General features: G+C 35.6%; 23 protein-coding genes. 19 read left to right on the top strand and 4 right to left on the bottom strand.

All coding sequences use genetic code 11. The features are described 5' to 3' along the window. Positions 1-34 precede the first annotated feature (34 nt). Genes HGJ18_RS05250 through HGJ18_RS05190 form a run of 13 tightly spaced genes read left to right on the top strand, consistent with a single transcriptional unit; the run spans position 35 to position 13835 of the window. Positions 35-1318, top strand: a complete 1284-nt coding sequence (locus HGJ18_RS05250; protein ID WP_253698034.1) for a phage portal protein — start codon at positions 35-37, stop codon at positions 1316-1318. 33 nt (positions 1319-1351) lie between these two features. Then, positions 1352-2164, top strand: coding sequence for an HK97 family phage prohead protease (locus HGJ18_RS05245; protein WP_253698033.1), 813 nt, complete (start codon positions 1352-1354; stop codon positions 2162-2164). A 21-nt stretch (positions 2165-2185) separates the two neighbouring features. After that, complete coding sequence (locus HGJ18_RS05240; RefSeq protein WP_253698032.1) at positions 2186-3271, top strand: phage major capsid protein; 1086 nt, start codon at positions 2186-2188, stop codon at positions 3269-3271. 58 nt (positions 3272-3329) lie between these two features. Beyond that, positions 3330-3839 (top strand): hypothetical protein, encoded by a 510-nt coding sequence (locus HGJ18_RS05235; RefSeq protein WP_253698031.1) that lies wholly within the window; start codon positions 3330-3332, stop codon positions 3837-3839. A 1-nt stretch (position 3840) separates the two neighbouring features. Beyond that, complete coding sequence (locus HGJ18_RS05230; protein WP_253698030.1) at positions 3841-4335, top strand: hypothetical protein; 495 nt, start codon at positions 3841-3843, stop codon at positions 4333-4335. Further along, complete coding sequence (locus tag HGJ18_RS05225; protein WP_253698029.1) at positions 4332-4781, top strand: hypothetical protein; 450 nt, start codon at positions 4332-4334, stop codon at positions 4779-4781. The genes HGJ18_RS05230 and HGJ18_RS05225 overlap by 4 nt, the downstream gene beginning before the upstream one ends. A 35-nt stretch (positions 4782-4816) precedes the next feature. Beyond that, entirely contained in the window at positions 4817-5812 is a 996-nt protein-coding gene (locus HGJ18_RS05220; RefSeq protein WP_253698028.1) for a phage tail tube protein, read from the top strand. Between the two features lie 19 nt (positions 5813-5831). After that, positions 5832-6188, top strand: a complete 357-nt coding sequence (locus HGJ18_RS05215) for a transposase (protein ID WP_253698027.1) — start codon at positions 5832-5834, stop codon at positions 6186-6188. Continuing rightward, entirely contained in the window at positions 6131-6433 is a 303-nt protein-coding gene (locus tag HGJ18_RS05210; RefSeq protein WP_002670877.1) for a hypothetical protein, read from the top strand. Before HGJ18_RS05215 ends, HGJ18_RS05210 begins: the two co-directional genes overlap by 58 nt. 2 nt (positions 6434-6435) lie before the next feature. After that, positions 6436-8514 carry a hypothetical protein gene (locus HGJ18_RS05205; protein WP_253698026.1) on the top strand — a complete coding sequence of 693 codons (2079 nt, stop codon included), beginning with the start codon at positions 6436-6438 and terminating at the stop codon, positions 8512-8514. After that, complete coding sequence (locus HGJ18_RS05200) at positions 8515-11031, top strand: hypothetical protein (protein WP_253698025.1); 2517 nt, start codon at positions 8515-8517, stop codon at positions 11029-11031. It begins immediately after the preceding gene. An 11-nt stretch (positions 11032-11042) separates the two neighbouring features. After that, positions 11043-12146, top strand: coding sequence for a hypothetical protein (locus HGJ18_RS05195; protein WP_253698024.1), 1104 nt, complete (start codon positions 11043-11045; stop codon positions 12144-12146). A 3-nt stretch (positions 12147-12149) separates the two neighbouring features. Continuing rightward, the gene (locus tag HGJ18_RS05190) at positions 12150-13835 is read left to right on the top strand and encodes a hypothetical protein (RefSeq protein WP_253698023.1); all 1686 of its coding nucleotides are present in this window, start codon (positions 12150-12152) and stop codon (positions 13833-13835) included. 1 nt (position 13836) lies between these two features. Here the strand turns inward: HGJ18_RS05190 and HGJ18_RS05185 are convergent, their stop codons facing one another. Next, positions 13837-14439 (bottom strand): hypothetical protein, encoded by a 603-nt coding sequence (locus HGJ18_RS05185; protein WP_253698022.1) that lies wholly within the window; start codon positions 14437-14439, stop codon positions 13837-13839. Positions 14440-14534: 95 nt separating this feature from the next. Continuing rightward, positions 14535-15047, bottom strand: a complete 513-nt coding sequence (locus HGJ18_RS05180) for a hypothetical protein (protein ID WP_253698021.1) — start codon at positions 15045-15047, stop codon at positions 14535-14537. Positions 15048-15152: 105 nt separating this feature from the next. Between HGJ18_RS05180 and HGJ18_RS05175 the strand changes: the two genes are divergently transcribed. From HGJ18_RS05175 to HGJ18_RS05155, 5 genes are read left to right on the top strand one after another with little or no spacing between them, the layout of a single operon-like run. Continuing rightward, on the top strand, positions 15153-15890 hold the full coding sequence (locus HGJ18_RS05175; protein ID WP_253698020.1) for a hypothetical protein: 738 nt from the start codon (positions 15153-15155) through the stop codon (positions 15888-15890). 15 nt (positions 15891-15905) lie between these two features. Beyond that, positions 15906-16328 (top strand): CHAP domain-containing protein, encoded by a 423-nt coding sequence (locus tag HGJ18_RS05170; RefSeq protein WP_253698019.1) that lies wholly within the window; start codon positions 15906-15908, stop codon positions 16326-16328. Next, the gene (locus HGJ18_RS05165; protein ID WP_253698018.1) at positions 16321-17034 is read left to right on the top strand and encodes a DNA-methyltransferase; all 714 of its coding nucleotides are present in this window, start codon (positions 16321-16323) and stop codon (positions 17032-17034) included. The genes HGJ18_RS05170 and HGJ18_RS05165 overlap by 8 nt, the downstream gene beginning before the upstream one ends. Then, positions 17031-17483: a hypothetical protein gene (locus HGJ18_RS05160; RefSeq protein WP_253698017.1), complete on the top strand. Its 453-nt coding sequence runs from the start codon at positions 17031-17033 to the stop codon at positions 17481-17483. Before HGJ18_RS05165 ends, HGJ18_RS05160 begins: the two co-directional genes overlap by 4 nt. Before the next feature lie 3 nt (positions 17484-17486). Beyond that, the gene (locus HGJ18_RS05155) at positions 17487-17789 is read left to right on the top strand and encodes a hypothetical protein (protein WP_253698016.1); all 303 of its coding nucleotides are present in this window, start codon (positions 17487-17489) and stop codon (positions 17787-17789) included. 337 nt (positions 17790-18126) lie between these two features. Here HGJ18_RS05155 and HGJ18_RS05150 read toward each other — a convergent pair whose 3' ends face one another. Both HGJ18_RS05150 and HGJ18_RS05145 read right to left on the bottom strand, forming a co-directional pair. After that, positions 18127-19545, bottom strand: a complete 1419-nt coding sequence (locus HGJ18_RS05150; RefSeq protein ID WP_253698015.1) for a hypothetical protein — start codon at positions 19543-19545, stop codon at positions 18127-18129. Between the two features lie 12 nt (positions 19546-19557). Further along, positions 19558-21645: a hypothetical protein gene (locus HGJ18_RS05145; RefSeq protein ID WP_253698014.1), complete on the bottom strand. Its 2088-nt coding sequence runs from the start codon at positions 21643-21645 to the stop codon at positions 19558-19560. Between the two features lie 193 nt (positions 21646-21838). Between HGJ18_RS05145 and HGJ18_RS05140 the strand changes: the two genes are divergently transcribed. After that, entirely contained in the window at positions 21839-23764 is a 1926-nt protein-coding gene (locus HGJ18_RS05140) for an AMP-dependent synthetase/ligase (protein WP_301338933.1), read from the top strand. The last annotated feature ends 137 nt before the right edge of the window (positions 23765-23901 follow it).

The following is a 23901-nucleotide window of genomic DNA, read 5'->3' as shown; positions in this document are numbered from 1 at the left end:
GTCCACCTATTATAGTGAGAGGTTTTTATAAAAAATGAATATATTTAACTTTTTTAAAAGCAAACAAAACACGCAAAAAAGAGGTAATCCGCTGGTAAACTATACCCTTCATTCAATACCGACCTTAGCGAGTGTGTTATCAGGTCCGGAAGATGACGGTATAGGAGCAATAGACTTAATAGCTTCTTATTTTGCAAGCCTTTCATTAAAAGTTTATTCGGCTAAAAATAATAAAACAATAGACGATCACTGGCTGGCAGCTTTAATTAAAAATCCGAACATGGACGATGCTCAATTCAACTTTTTTTATCAAATAGCTTATGACTATTTGAATGAAGGGAATGTTTATATTTACATTTACATAGATAGAACATCAGGAAGGCCAACATCTTTTTTTAGACTGCCGCCAAATGAAGTTACGGTTTACAGGAACGATAGCCGGCATAAAATATTCAGACATAAAGACAGAGAATACACGGCTAAAAATATCATCCACATTCCTAGCCGTTTTTCTTTTGACGGAACGACCGGAAAAAGTATTTTTAAAAAACACGCTGCAACATTTGACACATTTAGCGATTTAAATTCTCAATTAAAAAAATCGGCAACTAATTTTGCAGTTGAAGGCGACCGCCCCGTATTGGACATCTCCGAAGCCTTTGACAGTGTTACAGATGAACAGGCAGACGCTTTCCGTGATAAGTTTATACGGGAATATTCAGGCGTTGAAAATGTATCTAAGCCGGTTGTTTTGAAAAAAGGCTTTAAACTTACAAGTTTAAAAGGTGCACCTTTAAGCCAAAGAGAGCAACAATTTTTTGAAAATCGCAAAGAACAAAAAGAAATAATAAACGACATCTTCGGTGTTCCGAAAGGGTTTAACGGAGGGGAAACATCGCTAGACCTTGAGGCTTTGCACATTCTTTTTCTAGGGAACGCAATCCGCCCTATAGCTTTAACGGTTGCTCAGTATTTCAATAAACTTTTAGACCGTTTCGATTTTGGTAAAACTTATGTTAAATTTAACTTTAACTCTCTTTTAAGAACAAGCCTACAATCTAGGATTGATTCTTATTCTAAGCAGTTAGGCAATGGAATTTTGACACCGAATGAGATAAGGGGAATGGAGGGGCTGCCGCCGACTGTTGACGATGCAGGGGATAATCTCTTTATTCCGGCAAATCTCTTGCCTCTTAAAAAGGATATAGTAGATTCATTCCTTGCAAGTTCACGGCTAAAACTGGCAGAACTTGAAAATAAAGGAGAAAATACGGGAAATGAAGAAAAACTTTTGAATTTGGGTGATGATAAGAAGTAAAAGTCCACCTATTATAGTGAAGGGTAAAAAAAAATGAAAGATAAAAAAACTTTATATTTAAAAGATATTAAACTTAGGACCGAACAAACTGAAGAGGGAAAGAAATTTTTAATAGGATTAATTCCTTATAACTCGGAGGGCTCTAGTATGTCGGGCTTTTATAAAGAAGTAATAACAAACACGGCATTTAATCAAAGCTTAAACAGTAAAAGGCGGATAGTTGCTTTAAAAAATCACAATGACGATTATCCGCTGGGAAATACCGAGGCAGGGACTTTGTCCTTAACCTCCACAAAAGAAGGACTGGAGTGTCGTTGTGAACTTCCTAGCACCTCTTTTGCAAATGACTTGATAGTCTCTGTTGAGCGTGGAGACTGTACCGGCATGAGTTTTGGATTTATTTCCGTAAAAGAGGACACTAAAGACGGCATAGTCTATCTTCGAGAAGTCAAACTTTTAGAAGTTTCTTACGGTGTGGTTTTCCCATTTTACCCGGAAGCCACCGCAAGCGTGGATATGAGAAGCGCAATTAAAAATGTACAAAACCTATTATTTAAAAGAGGGAATGGAATGGATAAAGAAGTATTAGCTTTATTAAAGCAGCTTACCAGTGATTTGCAAAAAATCATAACAGAGGCCGAAGGCGGCAACGCTGATGAAAAAAAGGAGCCAGCTCCGGAAAACAAAACAGCGGCACAAGCCCAAGAGCAAAAAAAGGATGACGCCGAAAAAACGGCATCTAGCGAAGAGGAAGAAAAAAAGAAAAAAGAGGACGAGGAGCGAGCTTTAAAAATAAAAAAAGAACGCACAACCCTCTTGCAGAGATTGGATTTAATCTCTCTTTAATTTTTAAACAGGAGTTTTATGATGAACAAAGAAGAAATCAAAAAAAGAAAGGCCGAGCTTGAAGAAAAGCGTAAGGCTTTGTCTTCAAAAATCGAAAAAGGCGAAATCTCGACCGAAGACGCCGAAAAAGAAATAGCGGAGCTTAAAGCCCGTAAAGCCGAACTTGATCAGGAGATTGCCCGAGCAGAAAGCCCAGACACAACCGAGACAAGGACAGCTTTTGACTTTTCGGAAGTTACGAACGCTTTAATCGAAAAGCGAGCTATTACAATCCCGACCGAGTTAGGCGGACAAGCCTTAATTGGTCAAATTGTAGAAGAAATGAAAGCAAAGACACCGCTTTTAAATCTTGTTTCGGTTTACACAGGAACAAACGCAAAGACGACAATTCCGCTCCTTTATCCGGGCTTGGCAGCCCCTGCAGGAAGCGAGGAAGGCACAAAAACTATAACTGAGGATAGCACCGCCAAACTTGACGCCGTTGAAATCTTGCCGAGGCCGTTTGTGGCTCTTTTGCCGGTCTCAATGGAAACAATCAAATTTGACAAGGTGGGTTTTGCTCAAAAGCTGCCGAGCCTCTTTGCTGAGGCTTTTGCTCAGTGCTATCATAAGCAAATCATCTCGGGCCGAGGCGACTCGCAGAAAGAATTTGAAGGCTTAAGCTCTTTGACGTTTAAGGCTGATAAAACAATCACCGCAGGAGCAAGCGGCAAGGTTACGGTTATGGATCTTGCAAGTCTCGCTCTGGAGATTGCCGATAAAACCGACACAGGCTATATAATCTTGAACCCCGCAATTTACTCCAAGATTTTGGCCGACAGTCCCGAAAAAGATTTATCGGCCGTTTACCTTAAAACTTTGATTGAAACAAAATCAATCGAAGGGGTTAAGGTTATTTTAACAAGCCACATGTTAAAAGACAGCGCAGGCGGTAAGGTTGTTGCTATCGCCGGGGATTTGAAAAAATTTGGAATGGGAATAGCCGGAGACATCGACATCACGCCTAAGGCAAAGGTAGGAGACACAAACGTCTACTTTGAAGCCGTCATGCACGCCAACGGTAAACCGATCATAAACGACTTCTACGCCTTAAAAGCTAAAGCCTAAAAACAAAACGAAAAGCCTTGCCTAAAAAGGCAGGGCTTTTTTATAAAAGATAAAAATTATGGAAAATAAATTTGTAAGTTTAGCCCTTTTTTCCTCTTACCTAAAAGTTGACGATCCCAACTCCTCCGAGCTTTTCAATTTATATTTAAACTCGGCTCAAGGAATCATAGAAAAGTATCTTGGATATTCTCTGGAAGAAAAAATATATACACGAGGAAAAATAGGCGGAGCGACATATATAGAAGCCGAAGCGATTAATGTTTCGGAACTTAAAATAAACGGGGAAATAACAGAGATATTAAAGCAAAGTGTAAATATTATTTTAATAAAAAATATCAGCCCCGACCAAATACACACAATCGAATATAAAGCAGGCTTTAAGCCTGATAACATACCGGACATCATAAGGCTTACTATGATGAGAATAGCGGCCCTTATGGTAAGTGAAGAGGGCGGAGACATAGCAATCACTGGTAAGAACTTTGGAGCAGACGGAGGCAGAACCTTTATAGCAACGAGGGATTATTCCAAAATCTTAAAAGAGATTGAAGGCTATAGGATTTTATAAAATGAATATGGAAGTTAAATTTGATTGTGAAGAATTATTAAATAATTTTGAACAATTAGGAAAGAATAAAAAAACTTTACAAAAAAAAATACTAAGAGAAATACTTAGACCTATAAAAAAAATAGTAAAGCAGAATTTCAAGGGTAAAGTTCTAAAAAAGAAAACAGGTATTTTAGCTAAAGAAACAGATATTTTTGTTAAATCTGACGGGAGCTCGGGGTGGCTTGGGACAAAAGAAAAGCGAAGGAGTATTAGAAATGCATGGTGGATTCATGCTGCTAATGAGGACGGATATACAATAAATTCTAAAAGCAAAAAGGGTTTTGTTCAATTTAAAATCGGAGATAAATGGATTAAAAAAAAAGATAGTATTTTTGTTCAGGGAAGGCCTACCGTTATTAACGCATGGAGGGAAAACACGACAGATGAAACAATGATAAACATTGCAGATAAAATATTGCAACAAGAACTAAACAAAATATTGGAGAAAAAATGAGTGCTGATTTTTACGAACTACAAAAAAACATAAAAGATTATATTACAGAAAACTACAAGCCTCTTGCCTCCTCGCTTTACAATTTAAGCCCTCTTGATAAGTCTATAATGAGCTTTCCCGACATAGATAGAGATAGAGCAAAAAAAGTGTTGTACTTTGACTATGATGATTACTCTTTTGAAGTCTTAACACTCGAAAGCTCCCTTTTAACAGGCTATCTTGATTTGTATATCACTCTACGGGGCAGTGCACCGCCTCAATCAATGACAGAGGAGGTCTCAAAATATACAACAGTTTTTTTTAAACTGATTGATGATGAAAAAACACTAGGCGGAATTGTAGATGAGGCTATTACCGAAAAAATAAATTTTTATGACCATGTAGAAGGTAACATCAACTACAAGGCCGCAAAATTAAAAATAAAATTTTCAAAAGAATATAACTAAAAATACACCTATTATAGTGAGAGGAGTGAAAAAAAATGATAACAGGAAATTCATTAAAAGTATACTTAGGCCTTGAATTGGCCGCTGGAACTTACGGAGAAACCGAGGCAACATTTAGCCACAGGATAAAAGTTTCCTCGGAAGGTTTTCAAGAAAAGTTTAATAAAAAAGATGAAGGGCTTTTAACCGGCGGGATTGCAACCGGTAAAGTTGCAACAATGAGCCGCAAGGTTGAAGGGGCTTTGTCAACGCTTTTGAGGCCCGATGATGCAGGTCTTCTTTTTTATTTGCTTTGTGGAAAAGAAATAACGGCAGCACCGCAAGGAACAGAACAAAGCCTAGAACATTCTTTTGTTCCTATCGGAAATGATTTGACGGATAGTCTTCCTTCTTGCACGGTTGGGATTGACCGCACGGCCGAGAAAAACAGCTACTTAGGTTGTAAAATAAATTCTCTTTCTTTCTCGGCACAACAAGAGGACTATGTAAAGCTGGACTTAAACTTTATAGGCCACCACGAGCTTATCAAAGAACTTAACAATGTTGAGTCCTTAAAGCCCTCGTCTCAAAGGGCTTTCAAATTTTCAGGCGGAGAATTTAAAATCAAAGGTTCTGCCGTTGCAGATGTTACAAATATAAAGTTTGAGTATAACAACAATCTTGAAAGTTCCACCCAAACAACGGCAACAGGAGAATTCTTTATAGAACCTGAATGCGGCGCAAGGGATATAAAGCTTGATATTGAAGTTTTGTACTCAAAAGAAAGTGCAAAAATAAAGAAAGATTATTATAAAAAAGATGATGATTTTTCTATATCGCTTCATTTTACGAGCGCCGAAAAATCAAAAGAATCACGGCCTTTTAAAATTGATATTGAAATCCCCGCTGTTCAATTAACGGAGCTTTCGGCCAACGTTGGAGGCTCTGAAAAAGTTATCCAAAAAATGAGCATGAAGGCTGTAGAAAACTTTGAAGATCCGCTTTTAACCGTTAAGGTTTACAATAATGTTACAACAAAATACGATGCTTAAAAAAACAAGGAGTAAATAAATGGAGTTAAAAGATATTGGCGAAAATTACATTTTTAAAACAAGAATTGATTTAAAAAACTTGGAAGGTAACGAGAATGATTATCTTATTTTAAGAGAACTTAACATGCAGGAAATGCACGGGCTCGACAAAAGAGAAGGGGAGGAGGCCTTAAACAAAAACTTAAAATACCTTGAGAACCTTTTTAAAGATTGTCTCGTAGAACATTCTTTTACTAAGGAAGGAGAACCGGCTAGTAAGATTGAAGTTTATAATGAACTTAAAAAAACGGGCTCTCTTTTTATGGAAATTTTAGGCACATGGTTGGGCTCTCTCCCTTTCTCGGAGAGGCTGAAGAAAGAGAAATCAAAACAATAGGCCGCCTTTTTTTTAAGGGAGTAAACCCTGCCGAAGAGGCGGAACTAAAACCGATCTGGGAAAAATGGTATTTTTTCTTTGAGCTTTTTTTGATGATTGCGGACAGACAAAACGGAAATCTTATAAATCTTCCCTTTGACTGTTCCGCCTTTTTTCAGCCTTATAAAACTTATAAAATCATACAGTGTATTCAATGTTTGTATTTTGAAAAAATAAAAGAAGATTATGAAAACGCTAAGGGGTAGGCATGGCAGTTGCAAGATATGAGATAAACGGAAAATTTAACAACTTGGCTGTAAGTCAAGCACAAATAAGCTTAGCTAAACTTCAAAAGTCAGTAACAAACATAGCAGGAAGCCTTAAAGGTGTAATTATTGCTAAAGTAATGCATGTTGGAGCTGCCGCAATTAACGGGGCTACAGATGCATTTAAAGAGCAAGAAGCACAACTTACAAGACTGAATACTTCCGTTAAAAATAATTCAAACCTTACTGCCGGAGCTTTTCAAAGACTACAAGCCGAAGCCGACAAATTGACAAAATCAGGGGCTAGTATTTTTTCAGGGGAAGAGGTTACAAAAAATCAAGCGTTCCTGGCCTCCATGAAATTAAATGAATCACAAATAAATAGCGTGATGAAAGCTGCCGCCGATTTATCAAGTACAGGTGTAATGCCTTTAGATCAGGCGGTTAAGACTTTATCAAAAACTTATTCAGGTAATGCGGGTAAATTAAAAGAGCTTAATCCGGCCATTGCAAGCCTCACGGAAGAGCAATTAAAAAATGGAGATGCCGTATCTATTATCGCCGAGCAATACCGAGGAATGAACGAAGCTATGGCCAACACCGAAGCCGGGAAAGCGCGGCAGGTTCAAAATACTTTTGATGATCTAAAAAAAATAATAGGAGACATTGTTTTAAACCTTCAAAATATTTCTTTTTCTTATATTTTAGGGCCTCTTAAAAGTGTTACAAGTTGGCTTTCAAACAACAAAGACAACTTTATTAATTTTTTTAGAAACCTTCCCGAAATAGCAGGCCTTTCTTTTTCTGTTTTAGATAAAATGATGAAAAAAGTTTTTACGTTTGAATTTTTATGGATATCTTTTAAAAACGCAATAAAAATTATAGGGACACTATTTGGATCTCTTTTAGCTGTTTTTTTGTCGACTGTAGGAGCGATTGCAAACATTATTTGGCAGCCTTTGCAATACGGATTTGAGATTATAATTTATGGAATAAAACAAACATTTTATGGCGTAATGAATTTTTTTGTAGACGGATTAAATAATTTGTTGGATAAGATAAATTCGGTAAGGGAGTTTTTTGGAAAAGAAAAAATAGAAAAGTTTGAGAAGTGGGGAAAAGATGACAACAAAAAACCTGATAATAAAATTTGGGACAACATCAAAGGAGGTTTTAAAAATTTAGGCGATACTGTCGTCAACAGCGTTGCTGCTGTTTCTGGAACAGTAAAAGAAGCCGGGGCAGATTACGGAAATTTATTTAAAGATGAGTTTAAAGAATTTTCTGATAAATTTGGAAAGATAATGTCTAAGCCTTCTGGTGAAAAGAAACAGGTTCAGGAGATTGACGGCGAGAGCGCCCCTCCTCCACAAGGAAAAGAAGATACATCTCCCTTTAAAGAACTTTTTGATACCGTAAAAAATGCAGGGGGAGCTATAGGCTGGATGGGTAATGTTGCTGAAAAGGCAGCTCAAACAGGTAATCCATTAGTAATAGTTGTTGAACTTTTAAAAATAGTACTAGAAGGATTGATTGAAATTATAGGCCCTATTTTAAATTCAATTCTGGCTCCCTTATTTGGAATTTTAAGAGTTATAGGAAAATTCTTAGGAATAGTATTAACGCCTCTTTTAAGAATTTTAGAACCGATACTAAAGCCTTTAATTAAAGCCTTTTTATTCCTATATAATAATGTTCTAGTGCCGATAGGCAATGGACTTATTTTTATATTTAATTTAGTTCACAATGCCATAGCAGGTTTTATAAACGGCGTTTCAAAACTTGTCCGAATTATAACTTTTGGTGCCATTGATTTGGGTAGAGCAAATTATAGATCGTTAAACGAAGGAAGTCTTGAAAAAATAACAGATACAGACTTATCAACGGAAGGTAGAGCAGCTTTAAAACTAGGGGGTGCTTCCGGATCTCAAAATGCTTCTGCCGGAGCTTCTGCCGCAGTTGCGGCCAAACCTACAGAAATTAACATACATTTTAATCATTCGTTCGTAAACGGTGATGCTCGAGAGATAGCGTTAAAGTTGCGAGAAGAAATAAAAGAAGCCGAAAAAATGGGGTATTAAATGAAAGATAAATATAAATTAAAAATAAAATTTCAAGGACTCGATTGGAAAGAATACAATTTTATTTTAAACGATTTTTCAATAACTGAAGTTTTGCATAAAGATTTAAAACCGGCCGACGCTTCTTGTCAATTAAGTTTATTGCCGAACATAGAATTAAACAATCTACTTTTAGGAATGGGTGAATTTGATGTACAGGCTCAAATTATGAAGAACGGTAAGATTTTTTTTACGGGCTATTTAAAAAAGAATTTCACAATTCCAAAAGCTCAAAAATTACAGCCCGTAAAAATAGAAATTGTTTCAGGCGGTTATTTATTAAAGCAAAAAGTGGGGCGAGACGTTTTTATTAAGACAAAAAAAACGGCAAGTGCCGCAATAAAAGAAATATTAGATCTTGCAGGAATAAATTATAAGCCTGTTCCTCAAATAAATGATATACTTTATGGAGTACATTTAAAACCTGATGACTCTTATCATAAAATTTTAACCGATATTCTTTTTGAATACGGTTATACTTTTATTTTTGACAATGAAGGTAAACTTGATTTTATAAACCTATTTTTAAATAATCCTCAATCAGAGTATTTAATAAATGGCCGAGAGTGCTTAGATTTAATAAGTCTTAGTCACGATGAAAGAAAAAAAACGGAAGTATCAACAGAATGGACGGGGGTTGAAATTGTAGAAGACTCTTACGTATTCAAAGAGACGGCCGGGGCTCAAATGGGTTATTCTTGCTATATAGAATTACTTCCGGCAGCTTATTATAGAGGAGCACAAGACGGAATCTATATTCCATACCAAAGCAATCAAGGTGAAGTTATCTTCGCCGAAAATGTAACACTTGAAATTGATGGGGACATGTCCAATATTGCCGTTCAAAACTTTGAGCCTTTAAATACGAAAGCTTTTATAAAAGTAAAAAATACGGATAATAGTTTCTCAAATTGGATAAGAAAACTTAATTTTAAGGCTGAAAAAGTTTATGTAAAAAAAACTAAAAATAAAGCAAAGGCCGCAAACAACACAACAAACGATAAAAGATTAAATGTTCAAGCTAAATATATTTACACAAAAGTTAGGGCGGAGCTTTTATCAAAAGATTTATTAAACTATTACAATCTTTCAAATATAACATATAAATTTAAAACAATAAAAGACTATAAACTTGGAAGCGTGGTATCTATTCAAGACAGGAATATCGGCACAGGTGTAGTAAGAATTTTAGAAAAGAAAATAAATGTTCTTGAAAATTATATAGAATACACCGCCGAGACTGTCGGAGCTTACACGCCGCCGAGCAAAACAGAATCGGAGATAGAGGCAGAGCCTCGCCCGCCTCAAGACGGGAAAGACGGGAAAGACGGAAAGGATGGTAAAGAAGGTAAGCCCGGACAAGGTGCATTTTTTCCGCATGGAGATAAAAAAATAGTTTATTTAAATTTTGATGAATCTAAGAAAACAAGGCCAGCCCCCAACCCATCTTATACGGCTTGGCAATCTAAAATCATAGAACTTGACTGTACAGACAAAACAGAAATCAAGATGACTTTTGAAGACGCTTTAAATAACGTTATAATTTTATCGGGAGAATTAAAAAACGATTTTACATTAAAATTGTTTTTTGACAAGCAAAACGGAAATGGTGCTAAGCCGTATCACATTATTTATAAACTTACCGGTAATTATAACGCCGTAACTACGACAGGTATTAAAAATAAAAACTCTATATCTCAAAATATAAACGCCGAAACATTCGGCCTTGGCTGCTATGCGGTGGTAGACTTTAGAGGGAATGTGTGGGCTTTTGAGGGCAATATTAAGCAATCCTTAATTGATGAAATTTTGCAGCACACAGAAAATAAACTTAACAATAATGCACAACAAACAATTACTGATTTTAAAAATGAAATAAATAATTTTTATCTTGAAGAAAAAAATAAAATGCTTAATTTTATTCAAGAAAAAACAAACGAACTAGAGAACGCTCACAAAGACCGCTTAATCAAAGAATCAGGTCCTATCGGCGAAATTCGATATTTTACAAGCAAAAAATATACCTACGGCTATTTATATGCCAACGGCTATTCTTTTATTCCGGAACTTTACCCGGAGTTTTATCAATTTTGGCTTGAAAATTTCGGGGATAGAAATAAGAAAAACTATCTAGGTTATGACGCTTTCGGTTACCCAAAACTGCCTGACTTGCGGGGTGTTGCATTAAGAGCAGTCGATGACGGAAGCGGCCGAGGCGGCGCAACCTTGGCACTGGAGTATCAAGGAGACGCTATAAGGAATATTAAAGGGGGATTTTCCTCTGCTGCAGGTGGTGTCTCGCCAGAACATGGCCATCTTTTTTATACCCTCAACCACTTCGTGTCTGGCCACGGACATACGAGCGATTCGAATGCTTCGTATATTAGTTTTTTGATGGATGCATCCCGTGTCGTTCCCACAGCAAAAGACAATAGAATAAAATCTTACGGGGTATACCCGTTTATAAAAGTTATATAAGGAGATAAAAAATGACAAATGAACAAGTAATCGAAGCCGTCAATCGGCTTACCGAAACCTACAATGAAGTTAAAGCAGAACTTAACGAAGTAAAAAGGCAAGCCGCCATTTTACAACCGCTTTACAAAAACGGCCAAATAATTTGGGACGGCCGAGAAGCCTTCCAAATGACGGATGAACCTCTTACTAATTTAATCGGTGTTGGAACAGGGGCTGTTTCTAAATACGGAAAATGGCAAGCTCAATATATTGTTAAATTTACAGAACATACTGTCATATCAAATTGTGAAACTCAAACGCCTACAAATTACATTGTTATAAAAGTAAAACTGCCTGAAAATAAAGACGGGGCTTTTTTTATAAAATATCCAATCGGAGATAATTGGTCTTACGGAATTATAACCGCATGGCTGTGTAATTCCGATAAAGGCATAAAAAAACTACTAGGTTCTCAAATTGCGGATAAACATACTGACTATGGAAAGAGTGTTGTATTTAATCCCAGAAATCAAGACGCATGGGACTCAAGGTATTACCAATGGGTAGCTTTTAATTACAACAAAGAAGACATAATAAAAGATGATGAAGGCTATTCTTATATAGCTTTGTCAAACTCTGCTAGCACTTGGTATATCGGCGGCTGGGCGGTTGCTGAAAGAAACACAGACTTTATGTGGACACCAACAAGAATTTTTGATTTAGAATTTTATAATCCTACGAGCAAAAGTACTCACAATTCACTATCGGCAGGTCTTACCCTGTCTTATTTTGCTGCGAACAAAAAACATACAAATGTAAGAATTCCATACTCAAAGACAGGAAATTTAATAATAGGTATTTTGTGTTGGGCTGACCATTATACCCCGAATCCCAGCTTTACGGGATTCAAAACAAACGTCGAGTTTGATTTTGATAAAATCGTTTGCGGTAATTTTGCAAAAATAAAACAAAACTTACCCAACTATCAATGGGGCTTTATTCATGTTCCAGAGCAAGAAGTAATTCAAAACACAATAGAGATTAACGGGCTTAAACTTTTGCAATTTAATATTGATGTTCCTGAAAACGAAAGAGCCTTTCATTTTGCAGGCATGTTCACAGAGACGGAGGTGTAAATCATGGAAGCAATCAACTACGCAAACGGGGCAAATATGACACTTCCCGCAGACGCACAAATCGTTCAGGGCATCTCCGGGAACGCCGTCTACTTCCCGGCAGGGGCCGGAACTATGCCTATTGCCGGCAATAGAAATGAGCTTACTATCTCACTTTGGCGGCAATGGGACGGTGTTGTAGAAGCAGACCACTACAGGGGCGTTTTTGCAACGGCGAATATTAAAGCCTATTTTGACCAAGCAACAGATTTTTTAACAATCGAGCTTGCAGATACTAAAACCGTAACCGACATTAAAGACGACCAAGAGCAGGCGCATTGGTGTTTTCTTTTTTCAAAAAACGGTTTTTTTAAAATCTACAAAAACGCAGAATTAAAAGCAGAACTTACCGCAGGGAATTACCCCGTAGACTTTTCCGAAGGCTTCACGCTGGGAGGAGGAAGAACGCACGCTACCTTTGATGAAGTGCTTGTTTATGTTGAAATATTAAAACAAGAATTCATCAATGGCCTTTATCATATTGTAAGCAAGGGCACGGTGCTGGGACACGTTGAACATTTAATTGAACAAAGCGTCCCGCTCCACACCCCTCGTTATTTGGGAACCGTTAAAACTCCGCCTGAAGGGGGGAGGGTAAATATTGCCCTCGGTCCTAAAAATGGATTTAACGAAGCCTCAATAGGAGATTGGATTTTAATTATAGAACCCTTGGCACAGTATCAGAAAGGTTGGTGTTATAGATGGACGGGTTCTGTTTGGCAGAAGCTGGATCCTCCGGCAAACTACACCGCAGAATACTCAGCGTGTTTAAAAGACCAGCTTGAAAAGTGTAAAGACTTATTTGGAGATACCAATTTTTTCGGCTCGGTTTTTTGTCAATTTTTAGGCTTCAATAAAGCTGTAGGGGAGTCCCTTGCTGCTAATACAGCCCTTTTAGATAATTTGACGGTAAAGAGGCTTTTAGTCGATAATGACACGAATGATCCGCTAGATTTTGAATTGTCTATAAATAGAGAAGTTGGAATTTTAGCAAAGAATAACGGTAAGACTGTCTTTGAAGTTTTACCAACCGGAAAAGCTTTTTTTTGCGGAGACATAATAACGCCTCCTTTTAAATTAATTCAAGGACAATCTACACCGGAATCATTTGAATTTAATAATGAATATCTTTTTAAAATTATAAAAAATAATGTCTTTCCTACATCTGATAACACTCTTCCATTCTTAGGCTATATGGAATGTCAAGGAACATACAAAGGAAAAAAAATAAAAGGGCTGTCTAATTATTACGAAAAAAGCACCAAGACGTACTATAATGTTGTTTATGAACGCGACTCAAGATTGCATGGTATGTCTTCCTATAGAAAGGGGGATGTAAAATACAACGTAGACAAATTTTGTTTAAATTTATTTTATGAAAACAACGCGACAGAAGTTATTGAAACGCTTTACATTATACGCCCATACATTTGGGACAATGGTAGGTTGTACGAGTGCGGTTTAAATGATCTGCCAGATTTAGAGGTCCCCGATTGGGAAAATCTTATTAAAATTGGCCATTTAAAATTTTCTTTAAACACGAGCACTACAACAATGGAGCTGACACAATTACCGCAAGGCTATAGCGATACTTATTCTTACGGAAGGGTTTATGTTGAGAATGGTTTTTTAAAAATAAAGCAAATATAAATTATTTGGTTATTTTAATAGTATTATTACCAATAAATAATATATGTATTTTCGATGACTTCAATCCACCCAGATCTTCATTAAAAAAATAATCATCTCCAATTTTTTCTATTTTTTTATATGTAGAGCCTCCAATCACAATAGTTTCACTTGTGTCAAAAATTATATTTTTAATTGAAAGAGGTATAAAAGTCTTGATAGTATTATTCCCTTGAGTAATATTTATTGAATCCACTGGGATCCCTACGGCTTGAGCTAAAATAAATTGATTTTCATCAAGGATTTTCAGAGGACAAACCCCATTTATAACGGTATAAGAATATAAATTATCGTTATCAAATATGGTTATTTTTTCTTTGGTTTGCTGCCTTTTTAAAATGTTTGTACTCGGTTTTTCTATTATGCAATGAAAATAGCGTTCCCAAGAACGGCTAATTGAATCGTTAGGTTGAAGCTTTATAAACTCAGAAGAATAGTTTTGAGCAAACTCAATATCAAGCACATGACTTGACTTGTTTTCAATCGTTATGACTCCTTTTTCTTTTTTACCACAAGAAATAAACAGAGAAAGGGCGCAGAGAAGAATCAAAAAAATCTTTTTCATAAAATTTTATCTCCTTATAAAATATACAATATCTTATTTTTGTAGTATCGTCAAGGGCTAAAATAAAAAAGCCTCAAGGGTATCTTCGCTTAAAGTTATAATTTTATTATAATTTTTTTATTTTGAACAGAAACATCAAGGATAATTTTAAACTCATCATCTGTAATTGCTTTAATGTTTAAAAATGAAGAAAAAACATCTATATTTTTTGATTTTACAATTTCAGTATCAGAAACACCTTCTATAGTTGTATTATCAAACAGATTATTTTTTTCTGTTAAAATTACTTTGAACCTTGTCGTGTTAATAATTGTATATCTTTCAGATACTGTATTTTCTATAACACAATAATTGTCAGAAATGAATTTTAAATAATTTCGAGAAATACTTTCTAAAGAAACGGCATATTTAATTGTATTTGGTGCAATCAAGGAGAGAGTTATTCCTTCTGTTGGTTGTAGAATTACATTATTTTTATCTTCCTTAATATGTTCTATTTTTAAGGTGGCGGGATAATTACTTTTATTTTCAATAACGATTGCTGATGTAGGAGCTTGGCAGTTTGTAAACAAGAATATTGCAAAAACAATTAAAACAATCTTTTTCATTTTTTTTCTCCTTTATTTAAAAATATTTTATCTTTTAGTCAAAAAAATGTCAATAAGTCCACCTATTATAATGAAAGGTTAAAAAAAAATAGGAGCATATTTTAAATGGAGAACTTAGACAAAATACCGGTAATAGGTTGGGGCGTTATCGCCCTGATAGCCATTCTGATATTTATTGCCTTAATAGTCATAATCCGCAAGGGGGCGGTTTTAGGCTGGGGCGATAAAAAAATCGCACTAGGCAAAGTCGATAAAAAGCTAGACAGCTTCAAGGCTGAAATCGACGAACAAAATAAAAAGCGTATGGAAGATGAAGAGCTCCGAAAAGCTCTTTTTAGACGCTCCGGCGAAATCGATGAAAAGCTAAAAGCCGATGAAAGACGGGTAATCCGCCGCCTTTATGAACCCATAAAAAACTTATTTAAAGCTAACATTAAATGCGAGCTGCCTGCTCTTACCGCCGCCGAAATCATCAAAGATGAATTGCTGGAGCGTGTTGATTATAACAACCTAAAAGAAAAGCTGACATCAAAAGAGCGGCACGGCTACATACAAGACATCCTCTACAATATTGAAATCGACTACAAGGCTTTTCTTTTAAAGATACCTCGCCTACCTTGCGGGACTGAAAATTACCCCGCATGGCGAGATATAAGGCCTGACCTTGAAAAGCTGGTAAACTCTTGGGCAGACTCTATGATAGAGGTAATGAGCACAAGAATTAAAGAAAAAATCGAAATGTATGAAAGCGAAAAAGATAAATTTATTTTGCCGGAATATAAAATACTTTGCATCGATTTTCCAATTAAGAAAAACGAAAAGTATCTAAAAAATCTGCATTAAGGGGGAATAAAAAAAATGACACTAGACGAATTTGTAAAAAAATACAACGGTAAAAAGATAGACTTTGACGGTCGCTATGGCTGTCAGTGTGTTGATTTATTCCGTCAGTATTGCGAAGATGTTTTAAACATACCGCATACAGGCGGTGTGATTGGAGCATCAGAGCTTTACACAAAATATGAAAAAATGCCGGTGGAAAAAAAATATTTTGAAAAAATTGAATTTAAAGGAACGCCGCCTATTGCCGGCGATGTTGTAATTTTCAAACCGACTAAAAAAAACGGATTTGGACATGTTGCTATCGTCTTAGCTGCAGATAATTTATCGATGACTGTTTTTGAGCAAGACGGGTATGCTCAAACAGGAGCTTATATAATCGACCGTAAGTATTACAACGCCTTAGGTTTTTTAAGAAAAAGAGAGGCGGTAAATGACTGAAGACATAAAGCTATTACATGGCGATTGTCTCGACCTGCTTCCTAAAATCCCTGACAGCAGCATTAATTCTATCATTACCGATCCTCCGTACTTTTTAGGGATGACTCACAATGGGCAGCGTGGGGTTTTTAATGATCTTGCTATCTGTAAGCCTTTTTATGAAAAGCTCTTTACGGAATACAAGCGCATATTAAAGACGGACGGCTGTGTTTATTTTTTCTGCGACTGGAGAAGCTATGCTTTTTATTACCCAATTATGTACAGCATATTAGGTGTAAAAAATATGCTTGTATGGGATAAAAAATCCGGTCCCGGTAACTTTTATATATATCAACATGAACTTATTATTTTTACGACAAAACGAAACAGTTTTAACATAAAAGGCACCTATAGTGTAATATCAGACGTACAATCTTTTTGCTCTGGAGCAAAAAAAACAAATGGCGAAAAACTACACCCGACGCAAAAACCTATAGCACTTATTGAGAAATTTATTTTACATAGTACAAACGAGGGCGATAACGTCCTTGATACCTTTATGGGTTCCGGCACTACCGGCGTAGCCTGTATCAAGACCAACCGTAAATTTATCGGTATGGAGTTGGATGATGAGTATTTTTGTATTGCCAAAACAAGGCTTAAAAATGCCATAAAAGAAAAACAACAGGATTTATTTTATGAAAACAAAGAGGTGGTAAATGAATGAAAAGAAGTTTTTTATTTTTTTTATTTGTATTTTGCTTTTTAGCCTTTCCTCTTGTTGCACAAGAAGCGGAATACACAATCACAGAAACGGAGCTTACGAGGTTAGAGAAAATCTCGGAAAGCTGGGAGACGAACAGACACAATCAGCAACTACAAATACAGAACTTAAAGGAAAGATTGACCGAAGCCTTGAACTTGTCGGAGAATTTGACAAGTTCATTAAAGGAGGAGCAGGAGACCTTGAAGAATTTAAGGCAATCTTACAACGAGTACGAAGGCGAGGTAAACATAGCCCTGGAAGCAAAAACAAGACAGATTGAGAAGTTAAAAAAGACAGGGTACAGATTAAAGCTCAGCCTTGTAATTTTGTCTTGCATTTTAGCTCTTTTGATTTTGGGAAGTATAGGATTTTTTATTTTAAAAATAAAATTAAAACTTGGGAGGGTTTAAGATATGAAAAATAAGTTTATATTTTTTGTAATTATGGGACTTGTAATTCTTTCGATTTTTATCGTAAATTACGGCCAGTCAATTACAACGGACTGCATCGGAGCAGTCATCGGCTTAGCGGGGGGAGCCTTGGCGGTGTTTGATACCATCAAACACTCTAGGCGCAAGATTGCTCTTGTACCGCTATGTATTGGGATTTTAATTTTAATAGCAATTGGATTTGTACAATTTAAAGGCGTTATTATTCTTGCTGCTTTTGGCTTTGCTGCCCTCGGATTGTATATATTTTTCAGATTAAGAGAGTGATTTTTTAAAAAATGAAAAATCAAAAGGCAAGATAAAAAAAATCTTGCCTTTTTTTTGTTTTAATCTTTACTTTACCTGCTTTCTATGTTAATATTCTTTATAGCAACTGTCGACTAAACTGTCGACTAAATCGAAAATATTGGGTAGTTTTTAGCCGTTTTTGGCGAAAAAACCGCTCAAAACGGTTTAAAACGTCTAATTACTAGAGAACTAGAGTACTGGGGGACTTGGGGTCGGCGGTTCAAATCCGCCTTGCCCGATAAAACTTCGTTTTAAAAAAACGAAGTTTTTTTTTGCCCATAAAAAAAGGCAGTCATTCAAGACTGCCCCTTATTTTTTAATATCCGAATACCAGTTTTACTGTTGCTTCGGCGCCGGTTCCTTTAAAACTTCCTGTAAATGAAGGAGATGCTGCCGAAACTGCTGTTTCAAGTCTAAATACTCTTGTTTCCAAGAAAAGTCCTGCCGTATTTTTCCATACCCTGTCTTCATAAGACATTCCGATGTAGGCTCCAAGAACTTTTAAAAATCGGCTTTCCAATTTTACTCCGGCATCTACATAAAAGGGCTTATAACAATGACAACCTAAACTTGGTGTAATAATCAAATAATCGTTTAAAAAAGGCCTTATATCCGAGCTTACTGCAAGTTTTAATGGCCTGAATATCTTTTTTGTAGGTAAATCATAGGCTGAAGTCTCAGTAAAAGATCCGCTGGGTGGCTTTATTTGAGATGCTTGATCAGGCGTTAAAAAGTTGTTCATATATTGAATTAGAGATTCCATTCTAAAATCGCCTTCATATATTATTGAAAGACCCTTATTTAGTCTGGCCGGGAAGATTGGAATATTTATGATATTAAAATTTAGATTGGCAAGCTCATTAAAAGTATAGGTACCGTAAAAATTAAAATCGGCACCGCCCCTTGATAAAATATCTCCTATATCGAATGTTGCGTTATTTCCGAATATGGGAAGCTGAGAGTACATATTTAGTTTTAGCTTACCTCTTGCAACTATACTTCCTGTCATAGGGTCATTGATAAACTCGTAATCTCCCATATCCGATTCCATATAGACTATAGGTATAAAATAAGAAGTGCTTACTCTAAATTTAAACGAATTAAATTTCATACCGTAGAAAATACCCGTATCTGCAAAGCCTTGTAATGTTCCGGTTATTTTTCCGCTAAAACTGTTTGAAGAAAGGTTCCCCTTTGCTGCAAAATCGATTAAATTTTTAGGAATATTTGAAAACTCGTAACCTCCTGATTTTATAAAAAAACCGAATTCGGCTTTTGATTTTATATAAATATCCAAGTATATGTTTGCGCCACCGTCTCCGCAGAAACTTAATCCGGCCTTAGGCAACGTTTTTGACATATCAGGTAAGTCAATTTCAAGAGTGTTTTTAAACAAATCGGTAATTTTAAAATAAGAATTTGATGCTCCAACTTTAATATCGATACCGAATGCGAATGCCTTCCTACCGTTTTTTAAAAAAGGTTCCTTAGGAGGGAGTTCGGTTTTTGCTTCTTCTTCATTTATGGTATCAGCTTCGGATATTTCAGGCTCAGTTTTTTCAATTTCTGTTTCAGTAGTTGCTTCATCTTCAGCTGCAGGAGAAAAATAATCTATTCCGTTTCTGCTTCTAACTTCGTTCAGCATATCTTCGGTTTGCTCATTGATACCGTCTTCAGAATAGGCATTTACAAAAATAAGTGAAATTATAGTTAATATAAAAATATATTTTTTCATTTGTCTTTCCTTTTAAAATTCATAATTTATATCCATATTTGCGACAGTATAAGCCGAAAAGTTGAATGAGCCGTTTTTGATATCAATGTTGCTATCCTTAGGAATTTTTACCTCTATTTTTATTGGAAACGGATTTTTTTTCATTATGTTTTGTATATCCTCTTTTGATAGATTGATGTGTATTGGGCCCTTGTCTTTTAGTTTTAGTTTTTTTTCAAATTTAAATATACTGCCGTCTTTCCATTCGGGATTATAAATTCTTGCATCAAGTGTCAGACCCGTATTATTTGTATACTCAATAATAAGGTTCAATTCTTTGATTGAATCAATAGCTTGATTGAATGGGCCGGATATGTTGTCTCCTGCTTTTCTTGATAATAAATCATTGATAGACATCTCTTCAACTATGTCATTTTTGATTGTTATAGCCAGAGGTATATCAAGAAGGGCGTGTGCTTTAAATTCAGCCTTTTTATCTTTTTTTATTTTATTTATTATATCTTTTGTAACCGTGAGCTTGTTTAAACTCATGTTAATTTTAAATTTAATTGTTTCAGGTTTCGATTCAAAAATATTTCCTAAGTCTATAGAATCTTGCTTTATACTGGCGTTAGGAATATTATTAATAAAGATGGGATCTGACACGAATGGTGTTTGTTCATTACTCTTATCAATAATTTCTTTTGTTGTGCTGCCGTATTCGAGATTTATCTTTGTAGTTAGGAAAGGTGCCTCTTTATCTGATAAATCGGAAACAAGATATATATAAGCAGTAATAGGTTTAGGGCTTATTTTGCTTAAAATTTCGTTATTTTTTAATATATCTGTATTGATAGTATATGTATTTGCAATGTTTAAATTTGTTCCTAAAGGCTTAATTACAACTTTTCCTAACTCGAATTTTAGTGTTGCTTCTCCTTCGAATGAGTATTCCGCTCCCGGAGTAATATTGTAAAGAGTTAAAGTTTTATCAGTAGAATTATACCCTTCAATGTTGATGTTCACATTAATATCCAAGGAAGGGGTAGTATTGAGTATCAGTGTGCTTTTTCCTTTAAATATGTCTTTTTCTTGAGGTGTATCATTGGTGGGGTTTGCTGTAAATTGAGTAAATTCTGTTTGATGAATATTGAGGGCTGAAGATTCTAATTTTATTCCTATATCGGCAGATAATTTATTTTTTATGGTAGCCTTTATAGAAATAGGATCTAAAGTTATTTCTTCAATATAATTCTTTATATCGACCGGTATAGTTATAGTTTCATTAATATCTGTTGAGATTGTTTGGTTATTAATTTTAATTTCTTTAAATTTTTCTATATTGGAGCTGATTTTTAATGCTAGATTGATTGTTTGTGTATAATCGGCAGGAATTGTACCGTTTATCTCTACATGTCCTGAAACTTTAATTATATTGTTTGTAATTCGTTTATTTTTTAAATTAAGGCTACCTGTTAGATTATCCTTTTTTTCAAAATTTCCTAAAAGTTGACTGCCTTGATTTATTTGTACATGTTCGCAATTTATTGTAAGTTTTTCTTTTAAAGTATCATCTATTCCGTCTAGGGTTATTTCCAGAATTCCCTTTTCGATGTCCGCATAGGATAAATTAGGTGTAGTTAATGGGATAGAAATGTCAGGAGATATATCAATTTTTTCGTTATTTATACTCAGATCATTACCGGTTATGTTTTGTACAGACTTTAATGTTCCCGTAGTGTGACTAATATTAATAGTTGGAATATTTACGGATATTGTAGGAATGGTTATTTCTTGTTTTGAGGGTATGCTGTTTATTTTGTCTACATATTCCGTCATATCTATTTCTTTTTTAGGCACTTCATAGTGAAACAAATAGTGAAGAGTATTACCTTGATTATCTTTTGGCGTATATTTATAAACTTTTAAATCATTAATGCCTTTTAAGTTTTTTTCGATATTGTCATAAAGAATATTTCCTACATTTACTTCCTTACTACCCAGATTAACCTTAACTTGCGGGGAAGCCTTTATTTTGACTTTTTTTAAAAAACCTTGTTTACATGATGCTAAAATTAATACTATTGCAATACCGCAAAGAAAAATTTTTTTGTGTTTCATAACCTTTTCTCCTTAAGTTAAGCGTATCTTATGATGACCTAAAAGGTACATAAAAGCAATACCTTAAACCTTTAGGATAATATCAATTTTCTCTATATAAATCAAGCTGATATGACATATTTATTGACATAAATGATTGACATTTTTTCTTCATATATTGATATATTCTTACATTTATGATAGCATTTATAGTATGAGAACTCTAGACAAATCACTACCGTTATTATTAAAACGGATTTCGGAAAAATATCCCAACATAAGAGCCCAAATGTTTAAGGGCGAAGATAAGGAATTTAAAAGCCTTTCTTACAAGGAGCTTTATGAAACGGCGCTTGATTTTGCGGCGGGCTTGCTTTCCATAGGGGCAAGACCAAAGGATCACATAGGTCTTATAGCCGACAACCGTAAAGAATGGCTTCATGCAAGTTTCGGTATTATGAATATCGGGGCTGCCGATGTTCCGCGGGGCTGTGATGCCACCGAGCAGGAAATTACCCACATTCTTTCTTTTTCGGAGTGTAAATTTGCCGTTTTAGAAAATGAAGCTCAAATTCGGAAAGTCCTTGTCCATATTGCAGAAATCCCCCTGCTGGAGTCTATAATCAGTATCGATAATGTTGATTTTAAAAAGCTTGAAGAAGAATTCAATCTAAAAGAAAGAAAAATCGAATTCCATACATATGCCGATATTATTGACTTGGGTAAGTCGGCTAGGATTGAAGGTAAATTTAAACCTGAAGAATATGCCGAAAATGTAGATACCGATGATTTGGCTTCAATAATCTTTACATCAGGTACTACGGGCAATCCTAAGGGTGTTACTATGACCCATAGAAACTTTATGACTCAGCTTGTTGAGCTTCCGGATAGGATTATTCTTAAGCCCGGCCAAAAAGCAATTTCGGTTCTTCCGGTTTGGCATTCCTTTGAAAGGGCTTGCGAATATGTTATAATAATTTCGGGCGGTACTATCGCTTATTCAAAGCCGATAGGAAGCATTCTTTTAGCAGATATGTTAAAGATAAATCCGACTCTTTTTCCCTCTGTTCCGCGAATTTGGGAGGCTGTTTATGACGGTATCTTTAAGGCTATGAAAAAAAGAGGACGTCCTCTTTACTATCTTTTCTTGTTCTTTATTGAAGTCGGAATAAAGACGATGCGTTTAAAGCGCAGGGTAACCGGTCAATGTCCTCACTTCCAACGAAAAACTAAGGTAATCTATCCAATCTTGGCCGTGCTTCCTCTTTTGTGTATAGCTCCTCTTTATTATATCGGAGATCTTCTTATTTACCGCGCGATTCGTAAAAAGTTCGGTAAATGTTTTAGAGCGGGTGTTTCAGGCGGAGGTGCCTTGCCGCCCAATGTTGACGAATTTTTCTGGGCTATCCGTATAAATGTAATGGAAGGTTATGGTATTACCGAGACTGCACCCGTTATTTCGGTTCGTCCGATGCCTAAACCCGTGTTCGGAACACTGGGTACACCGCTTGCGTGTTTTGAGTCAAAAATCATCGACAAAAACGGAAAAGAATTGACTCATAACCGAAAAGGCTTGCTCCTTGTACGTGGTGATGCCGTAACAAAGGGTTATTATAAGGATCCGGAAAGAACTGCGGAAGTTATCGATAAGGACGGATGGTTTGATACCGGCGACCTTGCAATAAAGACTGTTGACGGAGAGTTAATTCTTAAAGGACGCCGAAAAAATACGATAGTTCTAAGGGGCGGCGAAAACATCGAGCCTGTTCCGATTGAGGTAAAACTGCAAGAGTCTCCATTAATTTCAATAGCTGTTGTTTTGGGACAAGACCAAAGGTCTTTGGGGGCTTTGATAGTTGTTCATAAAGAAAACCTCCAATCATGGGCTGCAAATAACGGATTACGAAATGTACCTGTTACTGAGCTTATACATGACTCTAATGTACAGAAAATGTATGAGGCTGAAGTTGCAGAGCTGGTTAACTCAAAAACAGGATTTAAACTATTTGAAAGGATAAACAAGATTGTGCTGCTTCCGGAAGAGTTTCAGGCAGGACGGGAATTGTCTGCAAAGGGCGAGATGATGCGTCATAAGATAAATCAGCTTTACCGCAACGAAATATACGAGCTCTTTAAATAAGCGTTAAAAATTATACAAAGCTTTAGTATAAAGCCCTTATAAGATGATTTTCTTATAAGGGCTTTTTTTATGTTCAAAAATAATTATGCAAAAAAAAAGTTTATCTCAAGTGGTATAGTTATACCGCTTAAAATCAA

The sequence above is a fragment of the Treponema denticola genome, assembly GCF_024181405.1.
In the GTDB taxonomy this organism is placed as follows: Bacteria; Spirochaetota; Spirochaetia; order Treponematales; family Treponemataceae; genus Treponema_B; species Treponema_B denticola_D.
The sequence above is the reverse complement of the archived record's forward strand: the minus strand, read 5'-3'. Positions and strand labels throughout refer to the sequence as shown.

Coding starts and splice junctions, on each gene's coding strand:
- HGJ18_RS05225 (WP_253698029.1), top strand. CDS start 4,332: ATGAGTGCTGATTTTTACGAACTACAAAAAAACATAAAAGATTATATT.
- HGJ18_RS05205 (WP_253698026.1), top strand. CDS start 6,436: ATGGCAGTTGCAAGATATGAGATAAACGGAAAATTTAACAACTTGGCT.
- HGJ18_RS05240 (WP_253698032.1), top strand. CDS start 2,186: ATGAACAAAGAAGAAATCAAAAAAAGAAAGGCCGAGCTTGAAGAAAAG.
- HGJ18_RS05230 (WP_253698030.1), top strand. CDS start 3,841: ATGAATATGGAAGTTAAATTTGATTGTGAAGAATTATTAAATAATTTT.
- HGJ18_RS05170 (WP_253698019.1), top strand. CDS start 15,906: ATGACACTAGACGAATTTGTAAAAAAATACAACGGTAAAAAGATAGAC.
- HGJ18_RS05185 (WP_253698022.1), bottom strand. CDS start 14,439: ATGAAAAAGATTTTTTTGATTCTTCTCTGCGCCCTTTCTCTGTTTATT.
- HGJ18_RS05200 (WP_253698025.1), top strand. CDS start 8,515: ATGAAAGATAAATATAAATTAAAAATAAAATTTCAAGGACTCGATTGG.
- HGJ18_RS05250 (WP_253698034.1), top strand. CDS start 35: ATGAATATATTTAACTTTTTTAAAAGCAAACAAAACACGCAAAAAAGA.
- HGJ18_RS05195 (WP_253698024.1), top strand. CDS start 11,043: ATGACAAATGAACAAGTAATCGAAGCCGTCAATCGGCTTACCGAAACC.
- HGJ18_RS05165 (WP_253698018.1), top strand. CDS start 16,321: ATGACTGAAGACATAAAGCTATTACATGGCGATTGTCTCGACCTGCTT.
- HGJ18_RS05215 (WP_253698027.1), top strand. CDS start 5,832: ATGGAGTTAAAAGATATTGGCGAAAATTACATTTTTAAAACAAGAATT.
- HGJ18_RS05175 (WP_253698020.1), top strand. CDS start 15,153: ATGGAGAACTTAGACAAAATACCGGTAATAGGTTGGGGCGTTATCGCC.
- HGJ18_RS05155 (WP_253698016.1), top strand. CDS start 17,487: ATGAAAAATAAGTTTATATTTTTTGTAATTATGGGACTTGTAATTCTT.
- HGJ18_RS05245 (WP_253698033.1), top strand. CDS start 1,352: ATGAAAGATAAAAAAACTTTATATTTAAAAGATATTAAACTTAGGACC.
- HGJ18_RS05160 (WP_253698017.1), top strand. CDS start 17,031: ATGAAAAGAAGTTTTTTATTTTTTTTATTTGTATTTTGCTTTTTAGCC.
- HGJ18_RS05140 (WP_301338933.1), top strand. CDS start 21,839: ATGAGAACTCTAGACAAATCACTACCGTTATTATTAAAACGGATTTCG.
- HGJ18_RS05235 (WP_253698031.1), top strand. CDS start 3,330: ATGGAAAATAAATTTGTAAGTTTAGCCCTTTTTTCCTCTTACCTAAAA.
- HGJ18_RS05220 (WP_253698028.1), top strand. CDS start 4,817: ATGATAACAGGAAATTCATTAAAAGTATACTTAGGCCTTGAATTGGCC.
- HGJ18_RS05190 (WP_253698023.1), top strand. CDS start 12,150: ATGGAAGCAATCAACTACGCAAACGGGGCAAATATGACACTTCCCGCA.
- HGJ18_RS05210 (WP_002670877.1), top strand. CDS start 6,131: ATGGTTGGGCTCTCTCCCTTTCTCGGAGAGGCTGAAGAAAGAGAAATC.
- HGJ18_RS05180 (WP_253698021.1), bottom strand. CDS start 15,047: ATGAAAAAGATTGTTTTAATTGTTTTTGCAATATTCTTGTTTACAAAC.
- HGJ18_RS05150 (WP_253698015.1), bottom strand. CDS start 19,545: ATGAAAAAATATATTTTTATATTAACTATAATTTCACTTATTTTTGTA.
- HGJ18_RS05145 (WP_253698014.1), bottom strand. CDS start 21,645: ATGAAACACAAAAAAATTTTTCTTTGCGGTATTGCAATAGTATTAATT.